This is a genomic window from Bacillus salacetis (genome assembly GCF_049177075.1).
Taxonomy (GTDB): Bacteria; Bacillota; Bacilli; order Bacillales; family Bacillaceae_B; genus Rossellomorea; species Rossellomorea salacetis_A.
The window spans coordinates 1,257,827-1,274,922 of the sequence record NZ_CP185377.1; the positions used below are offsets into that span (position 1 = coordinate 1,257,827).

19 protein-coding genes are annotated in these 17,096 nt (G+C 40.1%); 14 read left to right on the forward strand and 5 right to left on the reverse strand.

Annotated features, from left to right (window positions below):
• The first annotated feature begins 58 nt into the window (after positions 1-58).
• The 11 genes from opp3b (at position 59) to ACOJQI_RS06405 (ending at position 11,786) form a co-directional block, all read left to right on the forward strand.
• Entirely contained in the window at positions 59-988 is a 930-nt protein-coding gene (opp3b, locus tag ACOJQI_RS06355; protein WP_421384193.1) for an oligopeptide ABC transporter permease, read from the forward strand.
• Positions 988-2,010 carry an oligopeptide ABC transporter permease gene (opp3C, locus tag ACOJQI_RS06360; RefSeq protein ID WP_421384194.1) on the forward strand — a complete coding sequence of 341 codons (1,023 nt, stop codon included), beginning with the start codon at positions 988-990 and terminating at the stop codon, positions 2,008-2,010. The genes opp3b and opp3C overlap by 1 nt, the downstream gene beginning before the upstream one ends.
• 17 nt (positions 2,011-2,027) lie before the next feature.
• Positions 2,028-3,098 carry an ABC transporter ATP-binding protein gene (locus tag ACOJQI_RS06365; RefSeq protein ID WP_421384195.1) on the forward strand — a complete coding sequence of 357 codons (1,071 nt, stop codon included), beginning with the start codon at positions 2,028-2,030 and terminating at the stop codon, positions 3,096-3,098.
• Positions 3,098-4,033, forward strand: a complete 936-nt coding sequence (locus ACOJQI_RS06370) for an ABC transporter ATP-binding protein (RefSeq protein ID WP_421384196.1) — start codon at positions 3,098-3,100, stop codon at positions 4,031-4,033. Before ACOJQI_RS06365 ends, ACOJQI_RS06370 begins: the two co-directional genes overlap by 1 nt.
• 241 nt (positions 4,034-4,274) lie before the next feature.
• A complete protein-coding gene (locus tag ACOJQI_RS06375) occupies positions 4,275-5,456 on the forward strand; it encodes a putative glycoside hydrolase (protein ID WP_421385407.1) in 1,182 nt (393 codons plus the stop codon).
• A 336-nt stretch (positions 5,457-5,792) separates the two neighbouring features.
• Entirely contained in the window at positions 5,793-6,365 is a 573-nt protein-coding gene (locus ACOJQI_RS06380) for a GNAT family N-acetyltransferase (protein WP_421384198.1), read from the forward strand.
• 408 nt (positions 6,366-6,773) lie between these two features.
• Positions 6,774-7,169, forward strand: coding sequence for a transcriptional regulator SpxA (spxA, locus tag ACOJQI_RS06385; protein ID WP_113930503.1), 396 nt, complete (start codon positions 6,774-6,776; stop codon positions 7,167-7,169).
• 423 nt (positions 7,170-7,592) lie between these two features.
• Positions 7,593-8,261 carry an adaptor protein MecA gene (gene mecA / locus ACOJQI_RS06390; RefSeq protein ID WP_421384200.1) on the forward strand — a complete coding sequence of 223 codons (669 nt, stop codon included), beginning with the start codon at positions 7,593-7,595 and terminating at the stop codon, positions 8,259-8,261.
• A gap of 103 nt (positions 8,262-8,364) precedes the next feature.
• A complete protein-coding gene (locus ACOJQI_RS06395) occupies positions 8,365-9,477 on the forward strand; it encodes a competence protein CoiA (protein ID WP_421384201.1) in 1,113 nt (370 codons plus the stop codon).
• A 134-nt stretch (positions 9,478-9,611) separates the two neighbouring features.
• Positions 9,612-11,429 carry an oligoendopeptidase F gene (gene pepF / locus ACOJQI_RS06400; protein ID WP_421384202.1) on the forward strand — a complete coding sequence of 606 codons (1,818 nt, stop codon included), beginning with the start codon at positions 9,612-9,614 and terminating at the stop codon, positions 11,427-11,429.
• Positions 11,430-11,522: 93 nt separating this feature from the next.
• Complete coding sequence (locus tag ACOJQI_RS06405) at positions 11,523-11,786, forward strand: hypothetical protein (RefSeq protein ID WP_421384203.1); 264 nt, start codon at positions 11,523-11,525, stop codon at positions 11,784-11,786.
• A 4-nt stretch (positions 11,787-11,790) separates the two neighbouring features.
• Here the strand turns inward: ACOJQI_RS06405 and ACOJQI_RS06410 are convergent, their stop codons facing one another.
• From ACOJQI_RS06410 to ACOJQI_RS06430, 5 genes are all read right to left on the reverse strand, one after another.
• Positions 11,791-11,970 carry a hypothetical protein gene (locus ACOJQI_RS06410; RefSeq protein WP_421384204.1) on the reverse strand — a complete coding sequence of 60 codons (180 nt, stop codon included), beginning with the start codon at positions 11,968-11,970 and terminating at the stop codon, positions 11,791-11,793.
• Between the two features lie 297 nt (positions 11,971-12,267).
• Entirely contained in the window at positions 12,268-13,125 is an 858-nt protein-coding gene (locus ACOJQI_RS06415; protein WP_421385408.1) for a ClpXP adapter SpxH family protein, read from the reverse strand.
• A 5-nt stretch (positions 13,126-13,130) separates the two neighbouring features.
• The gene (locus ACOJQI_RS06420) at positions 13,131-13,529 is read right to left on the reverse strand and encodes a globin (RefSeq protein WP_421384206.1); all 399 of its coding nucleotides are present in this window, start codon (positions 13,527-13,529) and stop codon (positions 13,131-13,133) included.
• A gap of 205 nt (positions 13,530-13,734) precedes the next feature.
• Positions 13,735-14,391, reverse strand: coding sequence for a lytic transglycosylase domain-containing protein (locus ACOJQI_RS06425; protein WP_421384208.1), 657 nt, complete (start codon positions 14,389-14,391; stop codon positions 13,735-13,737).
• 28 nt (positions 14,392-14,419) lie between these two features.
• The gene (locus ACOJQI_RS06430; protein WP_421384209.1) at positions 14,420-14,998 is read right to left on the reverse strand and encodes a CYTH domain-containing protein; all 579 of its coding nucleotides are present in this window, start codon (positions 14,996-14,998) and stop codon (positions 14,420-14,422) included.
• A gap of 159 nt (positions 14,999-15,157) precedes the next feature.
• Here ACOJQI_RS06430 and ACOJQI_RS06435 point away from each other — a divergent pair, with 159 nt between their 5' ends.
• The 3 genes from ACOJQI_RS06435 to ACOJQI_RS06445 are packed head-to-tail and all read left to right on the forward strand — an operon-like array spanning position 15,158 to position 17,088.
• Positions 15,158-15,535 carry a hypothetical protein gene (locus ACOJQI_RS06435; RefSeq protein ID WP_421384210.1) on the forward strand — a complete coding sequence of 126 codons (378 nt, stop codon included), beginning with the start codon at positions 15,158-15,160 and terminating at the stop codon, positions 15,533-15,535.
• 52 nt (positions 15,536-15,587) lie between these two features.
• Positions 15,588-16,238 (forward strand): GTP pyrophosphokinase, encoded by a 651-nt coding sequence (locus tag ACOJQI_RS06440; protein WP_421384212.1) that lies wholly within the window; start codon positions 15,588-15,590, stop codon positions 16,236-16,238.
• A gap of 52 nt (positions 16,239-16,290) precedes the next feature.
• Complete coding sequence (locus ACOJQI_RS06445) at positions 16,291-17,088, forward strand: NAD kinase (RefSeq protein ID WP_421384213.1); 798 nt, start codon at positions 16,291-16,293, stop codon at positions 17,086-17,088.
• Positions 17,089-17,096 lie beyond the last annotated feature (8 nt).

Here is a 17,096-nt window from a genome sequence, read left to right on the forward strand (position 1 = left end):
ATAAGATATAATATGTAAGGTAGCCAAAAAAAAAAAAAGAAAAAAGGGGGGCTAAAGAGTGATCAAGTACACTTTAAGAAGACTAGCTTATATGTTTATTACGATACTGATTATTGCAACAGCCACATTCTTTCTGATGAAGCTCCTTCCTGGGTCGCCACTAACAAACCAAGAAAAGCTTTCACCAGAGCAGCAGCAAATCATCCTAGATAAGTATGGTTTGAATGATCCTCTCCCAGTACAATACGTAAACTACATGACAAACTTAGCGCAAGGTGATTTAGGTTTGTCATTCCAATACGACAACCGCCCGGTTACACAAATTATCGGTGACCGTATTGGTCCTTCCGCACAACTTGGTTTCCAAGCAATCGTACTAGGAACAATTATTGGTTTAGGTTTAGGGATTATTGCAGCGTTGCGACACAATTCCTGGCTTGACTACGGTGCAACAACCTTAGCAGTTTTAGGTATTTCGATACCAGCGTTCGTTTTTGCCGGATTGATGCAGTACTATGTAGGTGTTAAACTACAATGGCTTCCGGTTGCGTTATGGGGTGAATTCAAGCACACTATCCTGCCTACTTTAGCATTAACAGTAGGGGTTGTCGCTACAATTGCCCGTTTCATGAGAACAGAGATGCTAGAGGTGTTAGGTTCAGATTATATCCTTTTGGCTAAAGCAAAAGGGATTACTAAAACAGCGACAGTATTAAAACATGGTGTCAGGAACGCGATGATTCCTATCATCACTATTTTGGGGCCGATGACTGTTGGTATCATGACAGGGACACTCGTAATCGAGCAGATTTTCGCCGTGCCTGGTCTTGGTTTCCAGTTCGTCAGCTCAATCAACACGAATGACTATACCGTAATCATGGGTGTAACATTATTCTACAGTATCTTGTTCATCGGAGTTATTTTCCTTGTGGACATCCTTTATGGAATAATTGACCCTCGTATTCGTTTGGCTGGAGGGAAGAAATAATGGAAGTAAACAAAAGAAAAGATCTTGAAAACTTGAATCCTGACCTCTTCCAACCTAGACGTGCAAGTGAGTCGGAATCAGAAGTTATAGGCAGACCGAGTCTTAGCTTTTGGCACGATGCTTGGATTCGCCTTTTCAAAAACAAGGGTGCAATTGTCGGTTTAGCTATCATGGTGGTAATTATTATCATGGCGATTATTGGACCAGGAATGACTGAGATGTCTTACAAAGATCAAAATATCCGACATGCTAAGTTGCCTCCAAAAATCGAAGCGCTTTCAGGGCTTTCTTGGTTTGATGGAATAGACCACAATGGCATGGATGTATATGAAACTCGTCAAGTTGATAAAACCTACTGGTTCGGTACAGATGACTTAGGACGTGATCTTTGGACGAGAACCTGGCAGGGAACACGCATTTCCTTGTATATCGGTGTTCTTGCAGCCTTGATTGATTTAATCATTGGTATTGCCTATGGTGGTATCTCAGGATACTACGGTGGAAGAATCGATGACTTTATGCAGCGTATCATTGAAATTTTAGTAGGTATTCCGAACTTGATTGTCGTAATCTTGTTCATACTTGTGTTTGAACCTGGATTATTCACCATTACGATGGCGATGGTTATTACTGGATGGACCGGTATGGCCCGGATAGTCCGTGGACAGATTCTCCAATTGAAAAATCAGGAATTCGTTCTTGCATCCCGTACATTGGGTGCAACAAGCAACAGGTTGATTTGGAAACACTTGCTTCCAAACGTTATGGGACCTGTTATTATTACAACAATGTTTACAGTTCCTACCGCAATCTTTACAGAAGCATTCCTGAGCTTTATCGGGTTGGGTATCGCAGCACCGCAGGCATCGTTAGGTTCTTTGGTTAATGATGGTTATAAGTCCATCCAGACATACCCTCATATGATGTTGATTCCATCAGTGGTTATCTCTCTTATCATTTTGAGCTTTAACTTGCTTGCTGACGGATTGCGCGATGCACTTGATCCTAAGATGCGTAAATAGTGGAAGGAGTAGAAAAAATGAGCAGATTATTAGATGTAAAAGATTTACATGTCTCCTTCACAACCTATGGGGGAGAAGTTAAAGCTGTACGTGGTGTTGATTTTCACCTTGATAAAGGTGAAACACTAGCTATCGTTGGTGAATCAGGATCAGGTAAATCTGTAACTACAAAAGCAATTATGAGACTTTTGCCTCAACCTGCAGGATTTATCAAAAATGGCGAAATTACATTTGAAGGCAAAGATTTAGCAAAAACATCAGAAAGAGAAATGCAGAAAATCCGTGGGAAAGACATCTCGATGATCTTCCAGGATCCAATGACTTCTCTTAATCCGACAATGACTGTCGGCAAGCAAATCATGGAGCCGCTTTTAAAGCACCAGAACATGAGTAAATCGGAAGCTAAAAAGCGTACAATTGAACTATTGAAACTTGTTGGTCTGCCAAATCCAGAGGGCCGCTTCAAGCAATATCCTCACCAATTTTCAGGTGGACAAAGACAGCGTGTCGTAATTGCGATTGCTCTTGCTTGTAATCCGAAAATTCTTATTGCGGATGAGCCGACAACTGCACTGGATGTTACAATCCAGGCGCAGATCCTTGAATTAATGAAGGACTTGCAGAATAAAATTGAAACATCAATCATCTTCATTACGCATGACCTTGGGGTTGTAGCTAACGTGGCTGACAGGGTAGCTGTTATGTACGGTGGTCAGATCGTAGAATCAGGCACAGTCGATGAAATCTTCTATGATCCAAGGCACCCATACACTTGGGGACTTGTGGCATCAATGCCGACCCTTGATACAGAAACAGGCCAGCAGCTTCAAGCGATACCTGGTACTCCTCCTGACTTGATGAATCCTCCGAAAGGGGATGCCTTCGCCATAAGAAGTGAGTACGCAATGAAGATTGATTTCGAACAAGAACCACCAACTTATAAAGTGTCTGATACACACTTCGTCAAATCTTGGTTGCTGCATCCTAGCGCTCCTAAAGTAGAGCCGCCGGAAGCTGTTAAAGTACGACAGCGCAAAATGCCTTCCAACTATGATGAGCCGGTATTATTTGAGGAGGTTCGTTCATAATGGCTGAGAAATTACTTGAAATCAAAAATTTAAAACAATATTTTAACCCTGGGAAACCAAATATGGTTAAAGCTGTAGATGATATCACTTTTGATATCTATAAAGGTGAAACATTGGGTCTTGTTGGTGAGTCTGGTTGTGGTAAGTCTACAACAGGCCGTACCATCATCCGCTTATACGATGCTACAGACGGCCAGGTTTTATTTGAAGGGGAAGATGTTCACGGAAAGAAATCCCGTAAAGAACTGAAGAAGTTCAACCGCAAAATGCAGATGATCTTCCAAGACCCTTATGCTTCATTGAACCCGCGTATGAAAGTAGCGGATTTAATTGCCGAAGGTATTGATATTCATGGTCTAGCGACTTCTGCAGACGCACGAATTAAAAAAGTTCATGAACTTCTTGAGACTGTTGGCTTGAATAAAGAGCACGCCAACCGTTATCCTCACGAATTCTCAGGCGGACAGCGCCAGCGTATCGGTATTGCCCGTGCCCTAGCTGTTGATCCTGACTTCATCATTGCCGATGAGCCTATCTCTGCCCTGGACGTTTCGATTCAGGCTCAGGTAGTTAACTTAATGAAAGATCTGCAGCGTGAAAAAGGCTTAACGTACCTGTTCATTGCCCATGACCTTTCAATGGTTAAATATATCAGTGACAGAATCGGAGTTATGTATTTTGGTAAGCTGGTAGAACTTGCACCAAGTGATGCGTTGTATAAGAACCCGCTTCATCCTTATACTCAATCACTTCTGTCTGCCATTCCGCTTCCGGATCCGGACTATGAGCGTTCCCGTAAGCGTAAAACTTATGACCCTGCTGTGCATAACTACACAGAAGACGACCAGCTGGAACTTCGTGAAGTTGCTCCAGGACACTTCGTATACTGTTCTGAAAAAGAATTCGCCCAATATAAAGCTCAATATAAGCACTAAGATATTCAGAAGACCTCAGATTTGATTCTGAGGTCTTTTTTTATGTGCTTACCCATACAATATCCTGCTAAACTCATATTATTGATTTCCCTGGAAATTTCGACATAACTCTTTAAAAATATTTCAAATCAGGCACATCCATTGATACAATAGGGTATATAATATAAAAGTTATGAAAATAGCATATTACTATTATTAAATTTGATAAGGGGAGAGGTTAACCTTGAAATTCAGAACTGCAATGACAGCAATAGGCATTTCCGCACTATGTCTCTTGCCGTTTCACACTGCAAGTGCAGAACAGACAGAAGGAAAATCGGTACAAAAGCATGCGGCTCTTGAAGTGAATTTACAAGAAAAGACACTTCCTCAGCAGCTTTCTCGTTTTTTCTATGATTCAGGCCTAGAGTTTACATATCCAGAGGCGGTCAGAGGCGTTTATGTAACGGGACATTCTGCTGGAGGCAGCCGATTTGAAAAACTGATTGACTTGATTGATAAAACTGACTTAAACTCAATGGTCATTGATATTAAAGACGACTGGGGCAACATCACGTACGAAACAGAGCAGTCTGAATACAAAGAAATAGGAAAGTCATATATCAAAGACCCGCGAGCAGTTCTGGAAAAATTAGAAGAAAAACAGATTTATCCTATTGCCCGAATTGTGGTATTTAAAGATTCTGTCCTATCCCAAGCGAAGCCCGAATTATCCTACATGGAGGGAAATGAGGTTTGGAAGAATGGCAGAGGTGAATCATTCGTTAACCCATTCCTAAAGGAAGTATGGGATTATAATGTAGGGATTGCCATCGAAGCTGCCAAAATGGGTTTCCAGGAAATACAGTTTGATTATGTCCGATTCCCTGAAGGTTTTGAAAAAAGAGACAATGAATTGAAATACAATATGGGTGATTATGCGGATATGGATGAAGATAATGTGCAAAAAAGAGTGCATGCCGTTACAGATTTTGTTGCATATGCAAAAGAGAAACTTGAACCTTATGGTGTCGATGTTTCCGTCGATATTTTTGGCTACACAGCCACGCTGCCAGAGGCGCCTGGTATAGGCCAGAATTTCTCTAAAATTTCTGAGCATGTTGATGTTATTTCATCCATGATTTACCCAAGTCATTGGACGTCCTATTTTGGCATCGCCAAACCGGACTTGGAACCATATAAACTGATCACTGAGTATGCAAAGCTGGAAAATAAAAAGCTTGCTGAACTGGAGAATCCTCCAACGTCACGACCATGGCTGCAGGATTTCACTGCATCCTGGCTCGGTTCGGGTAATTACAAACAATATGGAAAAGCTGAAGTGGAAGCACAGATTAAAGCTCTTCAAGAGCAGGGGATAAATGAATATCTTCTATGGAATGCAGGCAATAGCTATACGGAAACTGTTGACTTCACTCCTTGATCCTATAAACCGGCAGGAATTCTCCTGCCGGTTTTGCTTATCTTTATAATGTCTTAGAACTTCTTTTGGGAAGGGTATGAAGCATCAGCAGCCGCTTCTTATTTGACTTTTATTCTCAGTAAGGTACAATAATATTGGTAATAAAAACCGCTTACATCCACTTTTTTAATCCCACTTGCTGCTTTCGCATCTTCTTGAAAGCAACCAAAGATCCCTAAAATAACAATTAAGATTAAGACTTTGCTGCTGTTGTTTATTATCTTCAAGGGTATGGTAATAATAAAATTATGTATTAGCTTAACGATTTATCTTAATTGAAAACGAAGGAGTAGATCTATGCATTGGTATGAGAAGTTAAATCAATATTTTCCTGTGGAAGAAATGAAATCTAAAGAGCACATGGAAACTCTGCTGAGAGAACGCAGTGATATTTATCATAAGGATGAGGATGAATATCATGTATTGATGTACGCAGAACTGCAAGACTTTATCTTTATCGATTATCTCTTTGTTTCTTCAAAGGCTAGAGGACAAGGGCTTGGACATAAGTTGATTGAGAAGCTGAAAAAGAGAGGTAAATCAATCATCCTTGAAGTGGAGCCTGTCGATTATGAAGATACGGATACAGAAAAGCGTTTAAGATTTTATAAACGGGAAGGCTTTGAACATGCTTCCAGTATCGGATATCGCCGCAGATCTTTAGCGACAAACGAAATAAACGAGATGGAAATCCTATATTGGGCCCCTAATAATGAAACCGAAGAGATGGTTTATGAGTCGATGGTAAAAACCTACGAACTTGTTCACACATACAAAGATACAAAATTTTATGGTGCATCCTATCAGCCGGCTGATGAGGTCTTAAATATTGAAGATGACAGAAGCACAGATATTCTCAAAGATATCTGATTTGTTGAGAAACCTTATTGAATTATTCAATAAGGTTTTTTGCAGATATCCCTAATAAATGCTGCAATTCCAATATAGGAAAAGATCAGTCAACTCTAGATAAATATACCCTGTATGTTTGATTGCTTGGCTTAAACTATAAATTTATAAATAAAGTAAAAAAAATTATAATTTTGGGGTTTATAAGTTTTGATAGCGGGTAAATGTTAACCAACGCGTTAAAATTGTTTAACCTCTGTATATAAAGGTGACAATTTATTTAAAACTATATTCAAGTGAACATTTTTCATGTATAATACATAATAGAGATTTCTTCTTTAAACTAATTATTAAATAAGAAAGTTTTATTTAAAGAAAACTCTACTTGTGAAATTAAGTCTTAATAATATAAGGGAGTGTGAATGGTTCATGGTAACTTTGTTCACTTCACCTAGTTGTACATCCTGCCGCAAGGCGAAAGCTTGGTTAGAAGATCATGAAATTCCATATAAAGAGAGAAATGTATTCTCTGAGCCGTTAAGTATCGATGAGATTAAAGAAATCTTGAGAATGACGGAAGATGGGACAGATGAAATCATCTCTACCCGTTCCAAGACATTCCAGAAACTTAATGTTGAACTTGATGCTCTGCCATTACAGAATCTGTTTGAACTGATTCAACAAAATCCTGGTTTGCTTCGCAGACCTATTATTATGGATGAAAAGAGACTTCAAGTAGGATATAACGAAGATGAAATCCGTCGTTTCCTACCTCGTAAAGTGCGTACATTCCAATTGCTTGAAGCACAACGCATGGTCAACTAATATATCATATCCTTTCCTTCATGCTTAAGTATGAAGGTCTTTTTTTGCTCTGGAGAGTTTGAGGTTTTAAAGCTCTTCTCTCAGGTTATCTATATAATAAGGATAAAACTAAAAACTTGAATTCTCAGTGAATTTAAGCTAAAATAACCAAAACACTGGAATGTATTTGATACTTCTTCATTTGAAAAATAGGCATATTTTTAATTCCATTTCATTATGTTTTATCATAAAATAGGAGTACAAGGTATAAACTAATTCAACTGACTTAAGAACTATCGAGATTATTTGGGGCAAGCTTTTCAGAAAATCCGTGTCTCAAAAGAACGATCAAGAAATAGTGGTAGCAGTCTACATCATATTCAGAGCTGTTTGCTCAGGGGTGCAGTCCCTTCACCAACATTGAACAGAAGGGAGAGGTGTTTGATGGAGATAGAACGTATAAATGATAACACTGTAAAGTTTTATATTTCATATGGCGATATAGAGGAAAGAGGCTTCGATCGGGAGGAAATCTGGTATAACCGTGAAAGAAGCGAAGAACTTTTTTGGGAAATGATGGATGAAGTACATCAGGAAGAGAACTTTACGATTGAGGGGCCGTTATGGATCCAAGTACAAGCTCTCGACAAAGGTCTGGAGGTCCTAGTGACAAGGGCACAAGTCACAAAAGACGGACAGAAATTTGAACTGCCGATTCCAGAGGACAAAATCAAAGACCTGCCTGTTGATGAACGGATTGAAGATTTTCTGGATCAACACTTCCAAATGAAACAGGAGCAGGGAGAAACTGAAGGGTCACTGGAATTCACCATAAAGTTCAAGGATTTTGAAGATGTCATTTCATTATCCAAGCAGATGGCCGCTTCTGCATACGAACATCTTTCCACAAAGTTGTTTTCCTTTGAAGGAACTTATTACCTTCACATTGAATTCTCAGATGAATACTTTACAGAAGAAGAAATCGACAATGTATTGAGTATCATGCTTGAGTATGCTAATGAATCAAGCTTGACCGTACATCGCTTGAGTGAATACGGTACTTCCATTATGGATGAGGATGTATTCACTACCGTAACAAAACATTTCAGTTAAACAATATGCAGACCACCGCATTCTCAAATTGAGGGTGCGTTTTTTTGCATAAAAAAGGATTTATTACCAATTACCGAGAAATAGTAATAACAGGAGGTGAAACATGCTGACTGCAATCAATAAATATCGAGAAATGATCTTGCTTCCCCGTCTGACTTTAAATGAAATCCTTTCATTAAGAGGCCAAGACTTCTTTTGCCCCGAATGCCGTGGACCACTTATCATCAAAGCTGGAGAAATTAAAATGCCCCATTTTGCCCATAAATCAGGCACTATGTGCAATGTCAGCCATGAACCTGAAACATTTCAACATATGAAAGGTAAATTGCATCTTTTCCAACACTTTTCTTCTTTTATCCCTCAGGTTACCTTAGAACATTATCTCACTGAAATACAACAAAGACCAGACATTTATATTCAATTAAACAATAGGAATTTTGCTCTGGAGTATCAATGTTCACCCATTAGCAGCACTGCTTTTGCGGAAAGGACCGCTGGTTATCAAAATGCCGGAATCGAACCTGTATGGATATCAGGGGAGAAGGTTAAGACAAAAGGTCCCGGAACCATTGTTTTATCAAACTTTCAGCAAAATTTCATCAGGTTCAGCCCTCATGCAGGTTATTGGTTTGCTTTTTTTGATGGTCTCAGCCAAAAAATGAATTTATACTTTAATCTTTCGCCGTTATCAACGACAATATTTACTTCAACTATCCAATCCCTTCCGCTTGCTTCCATTCCGTTCCCTTTTCTGCTTCCTTTAAAAGAGTTCAACAGCAATCAAGCCCAGCGTTTCTTAGAGTCGAAAAAGACATGGATCATAAATAAACAAAAATATAACCGAGGTGTCAACGATCCATTCTTAACATCCCTTTATCTTAATCGTGACCATATACAGAAGCTTCCTGATTTCATTGGATTGGCAACAGAGCATATGCTGCTTTTTAAAAATCATCCAATTGAATGGCAGTATTACATTTGGGGTGATGTATTCAAAAAAAAGGAAGAGGGTTCTACTGTAATTCTGGAGGAAATCAAAAAAAACATGGATATGAGAGTAGAAAAAGGATTTATCCGATACCGAAACATGCCTCTTATTAAAGAGGATCTGAGACTGCAGGCAATTGAAGAATATTTATTGGTTTTAGAAAAAAGAGACATAATAAAAAAAGTAAGAGGTGATGAATATTTGCTTTTGCATGCTCATATTAAATAACCTTGAGGGAGATGTTTGCAGCAAGAACCTGGATTACTTTACGAAATACCCCATCTCTTGCAGGATTTTCTTTTTTGATAGAGAATGTAAGAGGGAAGGTTTAATTTCGATATGCGAAAGAATGGAGGATACATATGGCAAATGAAACAGCAGTAAAGAGTCTTCCGAATCGTAAAGATATTAAGGAAGAATTGACTTGGAGACTTGAAGATATTTTTGCAAGTGATGATTCATGGGAAAAGGAGTATAAAGAGGTACAAGAACTAATCAAAGAAGCGGGTAAATATCAAGGTACGCTGTCTGAGAGTTCGGATCACCTTTATAAGGCCTTGAAATTCCAAGATGAAGTTTCTGAAAGAATGGGAAGGCTTTACACCTATTCCCATATGAGATATGACCAGGATACAACCAATTCTTATTACCAAGGGCTTGATGACAGGGCAAAGAGCCTTTACACTCAATTGTCCAGTGCATTTGCTTATCTTGTTCCTGAATTACTGGCGATTGATGAGAACAAGTTAAACAGCTTCCTTGAAGAAAACAAGGACCTTCAACTGTATAAGCACGCTCTAGAGGAAATCAATTTACAGCGCCCTCACGTTTTAACAGCCGAACAAGAAGCCCTTCTTGCCCAGGCGTCTGAAGTGCTTGGAGCATCTGCCAATACATTTGGCATGCTGAATAATGCCGATATGGAATTTCCGAGTATTAAAGATGAAAATGGGGAAGAGGTAGAAATCACCCACGGCCGTTATATCCGTTTCCTCGAAAGTGATGACCAGCGTGTCCGGGAGGAAGCATTCAAGGCAGTCTATAAAACTTACGGAAAGTTTCAAAATACTTTCTCAAGTACGCTGAGCGGCACTGTTAAAAAAGATAACTTCAGTGCTCAAGTAAGAAACTATGATTCCGCTCGCCATGCAGCTCTTTCTGCTAACAACATTCCAGAAACAGTATATGAGAACTTGGTAAAAACGGTAAATGATAATCTGCATCTTCTTCACAGGTATGTCAAACTCCGCAAGAAAGTACTGGGACTGGATAAACTTCACATGTATGATCTTTATACTCCTCTTGTAAAAGAAGTGAAGATGGAGATCCCTTACGATGAAGCGAAGAAAATGATTCTTGATGGCTTGACGCCGCTTGGAGATGAGTACATCAATCTTCTGAAGGAAGGGTTTGAAAACCGCTGGGTGGACGTGGTTGAAAATAAAGGGAAAAGAAGTGGAGCGTATTCATCGGGTACCTATGGAACAAACCCATATATCCTGATGAACTGGCAGGATAATGTCAACAACCTTTTTACACTGGCTCATGAATTCGGCCACAGTGTACACAGCTATTACACAAGAAAATTCCAGCCGTATCCTTATGGAAATTATTCGATCTTCGTGGCAGAGGTAGCTTCCACATGTAATGAAGCATTGTTAAACAATTATCTGCTTAACACGATTGATGATGAGAAAAAACGTCTTTATCTGTTGAATCATTATCTCGAAGGTTTCAGGGGCACGGTGTTCCGTCAGACGATGTTTGCCGAGTTTGAGCATATCATTCATAAAAAGGCACAAGAAGGCGAAGCATTGACGGCAGAAATGCTGACTAAAGAGTACTATGAACTGAACAAGAAGTACTTTGGGGAAGAAGACATCACGATTGATGAGGAAATTGGACTGGAATGGGCTCGTATCCCTCATTTCTATTACAATTACTATGTTTATCAATATGCAACAGGCTTTAGTGCAGCAACAGCCTTAAGCAAGCAGATCCTTGAAGAAGGCCAGCCTGCAGTCGAAAGGTATATCGAGTTCCTTAAATCAGGAAGCTCTGATTATCCTATTGAAGTGTTGAAGAAAGCTGGAGTGGACATGACGGTCTCCCAGCCGATTGAAGAAGCAATGAAGGTATTTGAAGAAAGCCTGGACGAGATGGAAAAAATGCTTTCTTAATATCTGATTAAAGGAGGGCCATGCTCAGCATGGCCCTTCTTTTTACTTTTTTTCTCAAGGACATCCAGCCATCAAAGAGGAAGGAAAAGTGTCTTGAAAGAGAGTCTCAAGAGCATCCAGTCAGAAAAGAGGAAGGAAAAGTGTCTTGAAAGAGAGTCTCAAGAGCATCCAGCCATCAAAGAGGAAGGAAAAGTGTCTTGGAAGAGAGTCTCAAGAGCATCCAGTCAGCAAAGAGAAAGGAAAAGTGCCTTGAGAGAGAGTCTCAAGGACATCCAGTCAGCAAAGAGAAAGGAAAAGTGCCTTGAGAGAGAGTCTCAAGGACATCCAGCCATCAAAAAGGAAGAAAACATGTCTTAAAGCACTATCTAAACCCTTTAAATCTCTTGCGGTTGTTTAGATTATGCAGCATCAATAGAAGTGACAGAAACAAAAGCGGAGATGTTAAATAAATCGGATAGAGATGCATGAGACCAAAAATATTTATGACAAACGACAATACAATAAAAAGAATCAACAGGGTCAACTTCAATTGTGGTTTCATTCGATATTACCCTCCTAGAGAAGCTTCATTAAAATTATATGAGAAGGATCATTGGGTATACATGCTATTCCAACTGAAAAAGCAAAAAACAATATGACAATATTGTGAAATAATAAACAAACAACTTGCACATACAAGTCGCATCGTGCTATATTATGTACAAGAAGTTGATCACAACAAACATATACCCCTTTGTTTGACCGTGAAAAATTTCTCCCATCCCCTTTGTTTGTATAAGAAAACCCGTTGTCTTCGGACAACGGGTTTTCTCTTTATATTCTTATTTTAATATATTTTTTAAGAAGATAAGTATCTCCAAAACGTCCCGTGTTTGGCTGGGATCTTTTCGACTTTCTTTTGAAGCATCCACTTTTTCATGTTCTTCTCCACCTGATTCATGCTCATATCATATACGACAGAGATTTCCTTTGTGGCTACCAGTTGATAATACTCCAGAAAATTCTCCAGAGGCGGCAGAGGCTGGGGTTCTGGTCTGTTTGAAAGCATTTCTTCCAAGATTTGCACATATACCTCAAACGGATACATTCCTGTGACTTTAATGCCTTCATCTTCGATATTTTCATTAAAGAAGACAAGGGTAGGAATTTCATCCACATCCATTTCCGCAGTAATTTTCAAGTCACATTGAAACGCCTTGGAAGCAGATTCAGAATGGATATCGTTTTTAAACTCCTGTATGTCCAGCTTACTGTGATGAGCAATATCAGTCAGCACTTCGAGATTTGAGACATTTTGTTTTCCCAGGAAGAGAGTTTCCTGCAGTTTTCTGAAAAAGCGTATGCCGGCATGCCTTCCTTGTAATTCTGCTGCCTTGATGGCTATGGAAGCCAAGTAAGGGGAATCAATTGGGTTTTCAAACCAAAGGTTTCCATCACAGGACATGCCCGACCGGCTTGCGGTTTTTTCCCACTGACTGGCAATGTTTTCTTGTTTCTTTTTATTCGTCAAATTCAAAGAGGTCAATTTTCCGCTTAAGACATTCTTAATTCTGAAATATTGTCCATATTGAATCTGGAGCTTCTTGAGGATCGGTTCAAGCGCCCAGCATTCTGGACACAAGGGATCGATAAACATATATATTTCTAATGGTTTTTTGTCAGGTCCGCATCTTTGAAGGTTTTTGTTGTTAATCATGCTGCTCAACTTTCTTCACCAAATGCCGGGTCGGGTGAGTTAACCATATGTCGTGCTGTCAGTACAAGTCTGGCAAAAAATTCTTCGCGAAAATGTCCTTCAAGACCGACCTCATCCATGGCTTCACTCATACAAGCCAGCCAAGCTTTTGCTCTGGTTGGTGTGATTTCAAAATTTAAATGTCTGGCTCTCATCATGGGATGGCCATGTTCTTCTGTATATAAAGGGGGCCCGCCTAAGTATTGTGTGAGAAACTGTTTCTGCTTTCTTGCGGTTTCAGACAAATCACTTGGAAAGATGGGTATTAAATCAGGGTGTTTCCCCACTCTTGCATAAAAAGCATCTACAAGCATTGAGAGCTTTTCTTCGCCAATTGTTTCATATGGCGTCTTATGTTTCTCCATAAGTAGACTCCTTTTTGCATTGATTGTTTGTTTTATTTTAGCAATCGCCGAAAAATATCTCAAACAAATAGCCTTCATCTGTACTGCTTTGGATTAGTATCTGCTAATTCCGGCATGACATTCCAGTCCAGCAACATCTTAGAAAGTAAAAAAACCGCCCACTTCCTTGTGGGCGGCTGGTGGTCCGGTGTATGAAGCTGAATGGTTAAGCAAAATATCTATTGGAAACTTTTTGTACATACTGCATGGTCTCCTTAAAAGGAGGAACCCCATTGAATTTATCTACATTGCCGGGGCCTGCATTATAAGCAGCGAGTGCCAATTCAAGGTTGCCTTCATACTTATCCATCATTTGTTTAAGGTACTTGGTGCCAGCAAACACATTTTGCTCAGGATTAAACACATCGGTTACGCCCAGGCTCCGCGCGGTTGAAGGCATGAGCTGCATCAATCCGGAAGCACCCGCATGGCTTACTGCATTAGGGTTGAAACTTGACTCCTGGCTGATGACGGCAGAGATCAACTTTTTTGGAAGGCTGTATTTCTCGGCTGCCCGGCTGATGATTTGATCAATGGAGCTGTCTGAAACCTCAACTGCTGGTACTGGTGTTGCATTCGCTGCGTAAGAGGCTGCACTTTTACTCATCAAATAATTTCCTGTAGTTAAAAAAGGGATCATCTGGCTGACGGAACCTAGTTTCGATTGGAATTTCTGCTCATTCATTTGAGTGGCTAGAGTTTCATTCAGTAATTGCTGGAACACAGATGAGCTTCCGGTGGTTGACCCTTGCTGGGCAGAATTTGAGTTGAATCCTTGAAGCGTTTGCAGTTCAATCATCGTTTTCAACACTTGCACGTTCATTTCTTGTGTATCTCCTTTTTAAAAACTGTCAGTTTGATTTCGCAGCTTTTAAGAATCTCTTTATTTTATTATCGGCAGGGCGAATTGGAATGTTCATAGAGGCGAGGAAATCGAAGAAGATTTTTTCTCCTGACTCCCTATCTTTTACTTCATATTCTAACTCATAATCCTCATTGTTTATATAGAAACTGTAATCCAGTACCATCAATCCATCCTTAAACACTGTTTCTGCCCTGCTGGTAGATAAAGTTCCGAAATGAACAAGTTTCTCTGGCTGGATCTCCAGTGACTTAAGTGCTTCTGCCACTTCTCCTGATGGAATCATTCCCTGTTCAATCATTTTTGACGTTTCCACTTCATTAACAGACTGATTGGTTTCAAGTAATCCTTCCTCTGCAGGCTGTTTCAATGTCAGTTCGAAGTGCCCGTTCTTTTCCCTGATTCTCAAAGCACATTGCTGCTTTTGCAATTCATTATAGGGAGTATCGAAATAGTGATTTTTTTGAAGTGCAAAGTCATTCTCTTTTAAAGATAAATGGCTTTTGATTTGCTGGAATTCCTCTTGTGTCAGCATATTTTTAAATTCTATTTCAATTTCTTTAGGCATAAGGCTCGTCCTTTCTATATAAAAAATCCGTTACTAAAAAGTTTATCATAATAGTTTCATTTTCTCTTTATGCAATACTTACTTCAATCTTTAGAAGATTGCCTGCTACATGTGTTAAAATAGTAGGCATAAAGCATTGAAAGGGGAACCAAACATCTTATGAGAAAAAAAATACACTTAACAAAGGCTGAACTCCTTGAGAACAAACTAGTTTTACATAGCAGTGAAAATGTGGATCAACCCAATCTGAAACCTGCAGGGCAGGTGCTTGTCGATTCCGATAATTTTTCATTTGTTTATTTTGCAGAATCCCAAGAAGACTATGTACTGATACATATACAAGAAGAGTGCTGGACTGCCTTGAAAGAAGCATTTGAACAAAAGGTGCCGGTGGTTGCGGATCTTGGAGAATCAGAATTTGAACTCGAAGGTCTTCACCAGGAGCTGGACTTCCTGATTGAAAACATTGAGGGCAACAGCAACTACGGCGATGAGATGGTTAAAAAAGTTGAAGCGGTCTTTTTGGAAAAAGCATAGACTGCAAACCGCCGGCTGCTGAATGAAGAGTGTTTTATTAAGAGGTGAACGTATGAATCATTGGGATCAGTTTCTGGGACCATACAAACAGGCAGTAGAAGAGCTGAAAATCAAGCTCAAAGGGATGAGGGGACTTTATGAACTGGAGCGGACGCATTCTCCCATTGAGTTTGTTACAGGAAGGGTCAAGCCTATTGCCAGTATTTTAGATAAAGCGAACCAAAAGGGAATCCCGTTAGATAGAATAGGTACAGAAATGCAGGATATTGCAGGCGTTCGGTTGATGTGCCAATTTGTGGAGGATATTCATGCTGTCGTCAATTTGTTAAGGGCAAGGAATGACTTCCGGATTATTGAGGAGCGGGACTATATTTCACATAAGAAGCCGAGCGGGTATCGTTCCTATCATGTAGTCATCGAATATCCTGTACAGACCGTCCATGAAGAAAAAATCATTCTGGCCGAGATACAGATCAGGACGCTGTCCATGAATTTTTGGGCGACGATTGAGCATTCTCTTAACTATAAATACCGCGGTCAATTCCCGGAAGAAATCAGGAGAAGGCTTTTGAGGGCAGCAGAAGCGGCATTCAGGCTGGATGAGGAAATGTCCCTGATCAGGGAAGAGATCCAGGAAGCCCAGAGATTCTTTTCAAATAAGAAAGATCAGGAAGAGAAAAGGCGGGAGTCTAAAGGACAATGAGTTTTGGCCCTGAAGGATAGGGAAATAGAAACTAAAAAAGGGTGTAGCTGTTATGAAATTTGCAATCACTTCCAAAGGAGATTCAAAGTCGAATACACTGATGCACAAGATGCGGACATACCTGCAGGACTTTGAACTGATATATGATGAAGAAGAGCCGGATATTGTTATTTCCGTCGGCGGGGATGGTACGCTGTTATATGCTTTTCACCGCTATAGTTCAAGGTTGGATAAAACGGCTTTTGTCGGTGTACATACGGGTCATCTAGGTTTCTACGCAGACTGGGTGCCTGAAGAAATTGAAAAACTGGTCATTGCCATCGCGAAGACTCCTTATCAGATCATTGAATATCCTCTTCTTGAAACGATCATCCGCTATCAAAATGGCGGAAAGGAAACAAGGTACCTTGGGTTGAATGAATCGACTGTCAAAAGTGTGGAAGGCACTCTGGTGATGGATGTAGAAATCAGGGGGCAGCATTTTGAACGGTTCAGGGGCGACGGATTATGCCTGTCCACCCCATCAGGCAGTACGGCCTATAACAAAGCCTTGAACGGCGCCATCCTGCACCCTTCAATTCCAGCTATTCAGCTGGCAGAAATGGCATCTATCAATAATCGTGTTTTCAGGACGATAGGTTCGCCGCTGATTCTGCCCGCTCACCATACTTGTATGCTGAAGCCCGTGAATGTACCGGACTTCATGATAACAATCGATCACCTTACACTGCTGCACAAAGATGTGAAGTCAATCCAATACCGGGTGGCGGACGAAAAAATCCGATTTGCGAGGTTCAGGCCGTTTCCATTCTGGAAAAGGGTCAGGGACTCCTTTATCGCAGACGACTGAGAAACAGG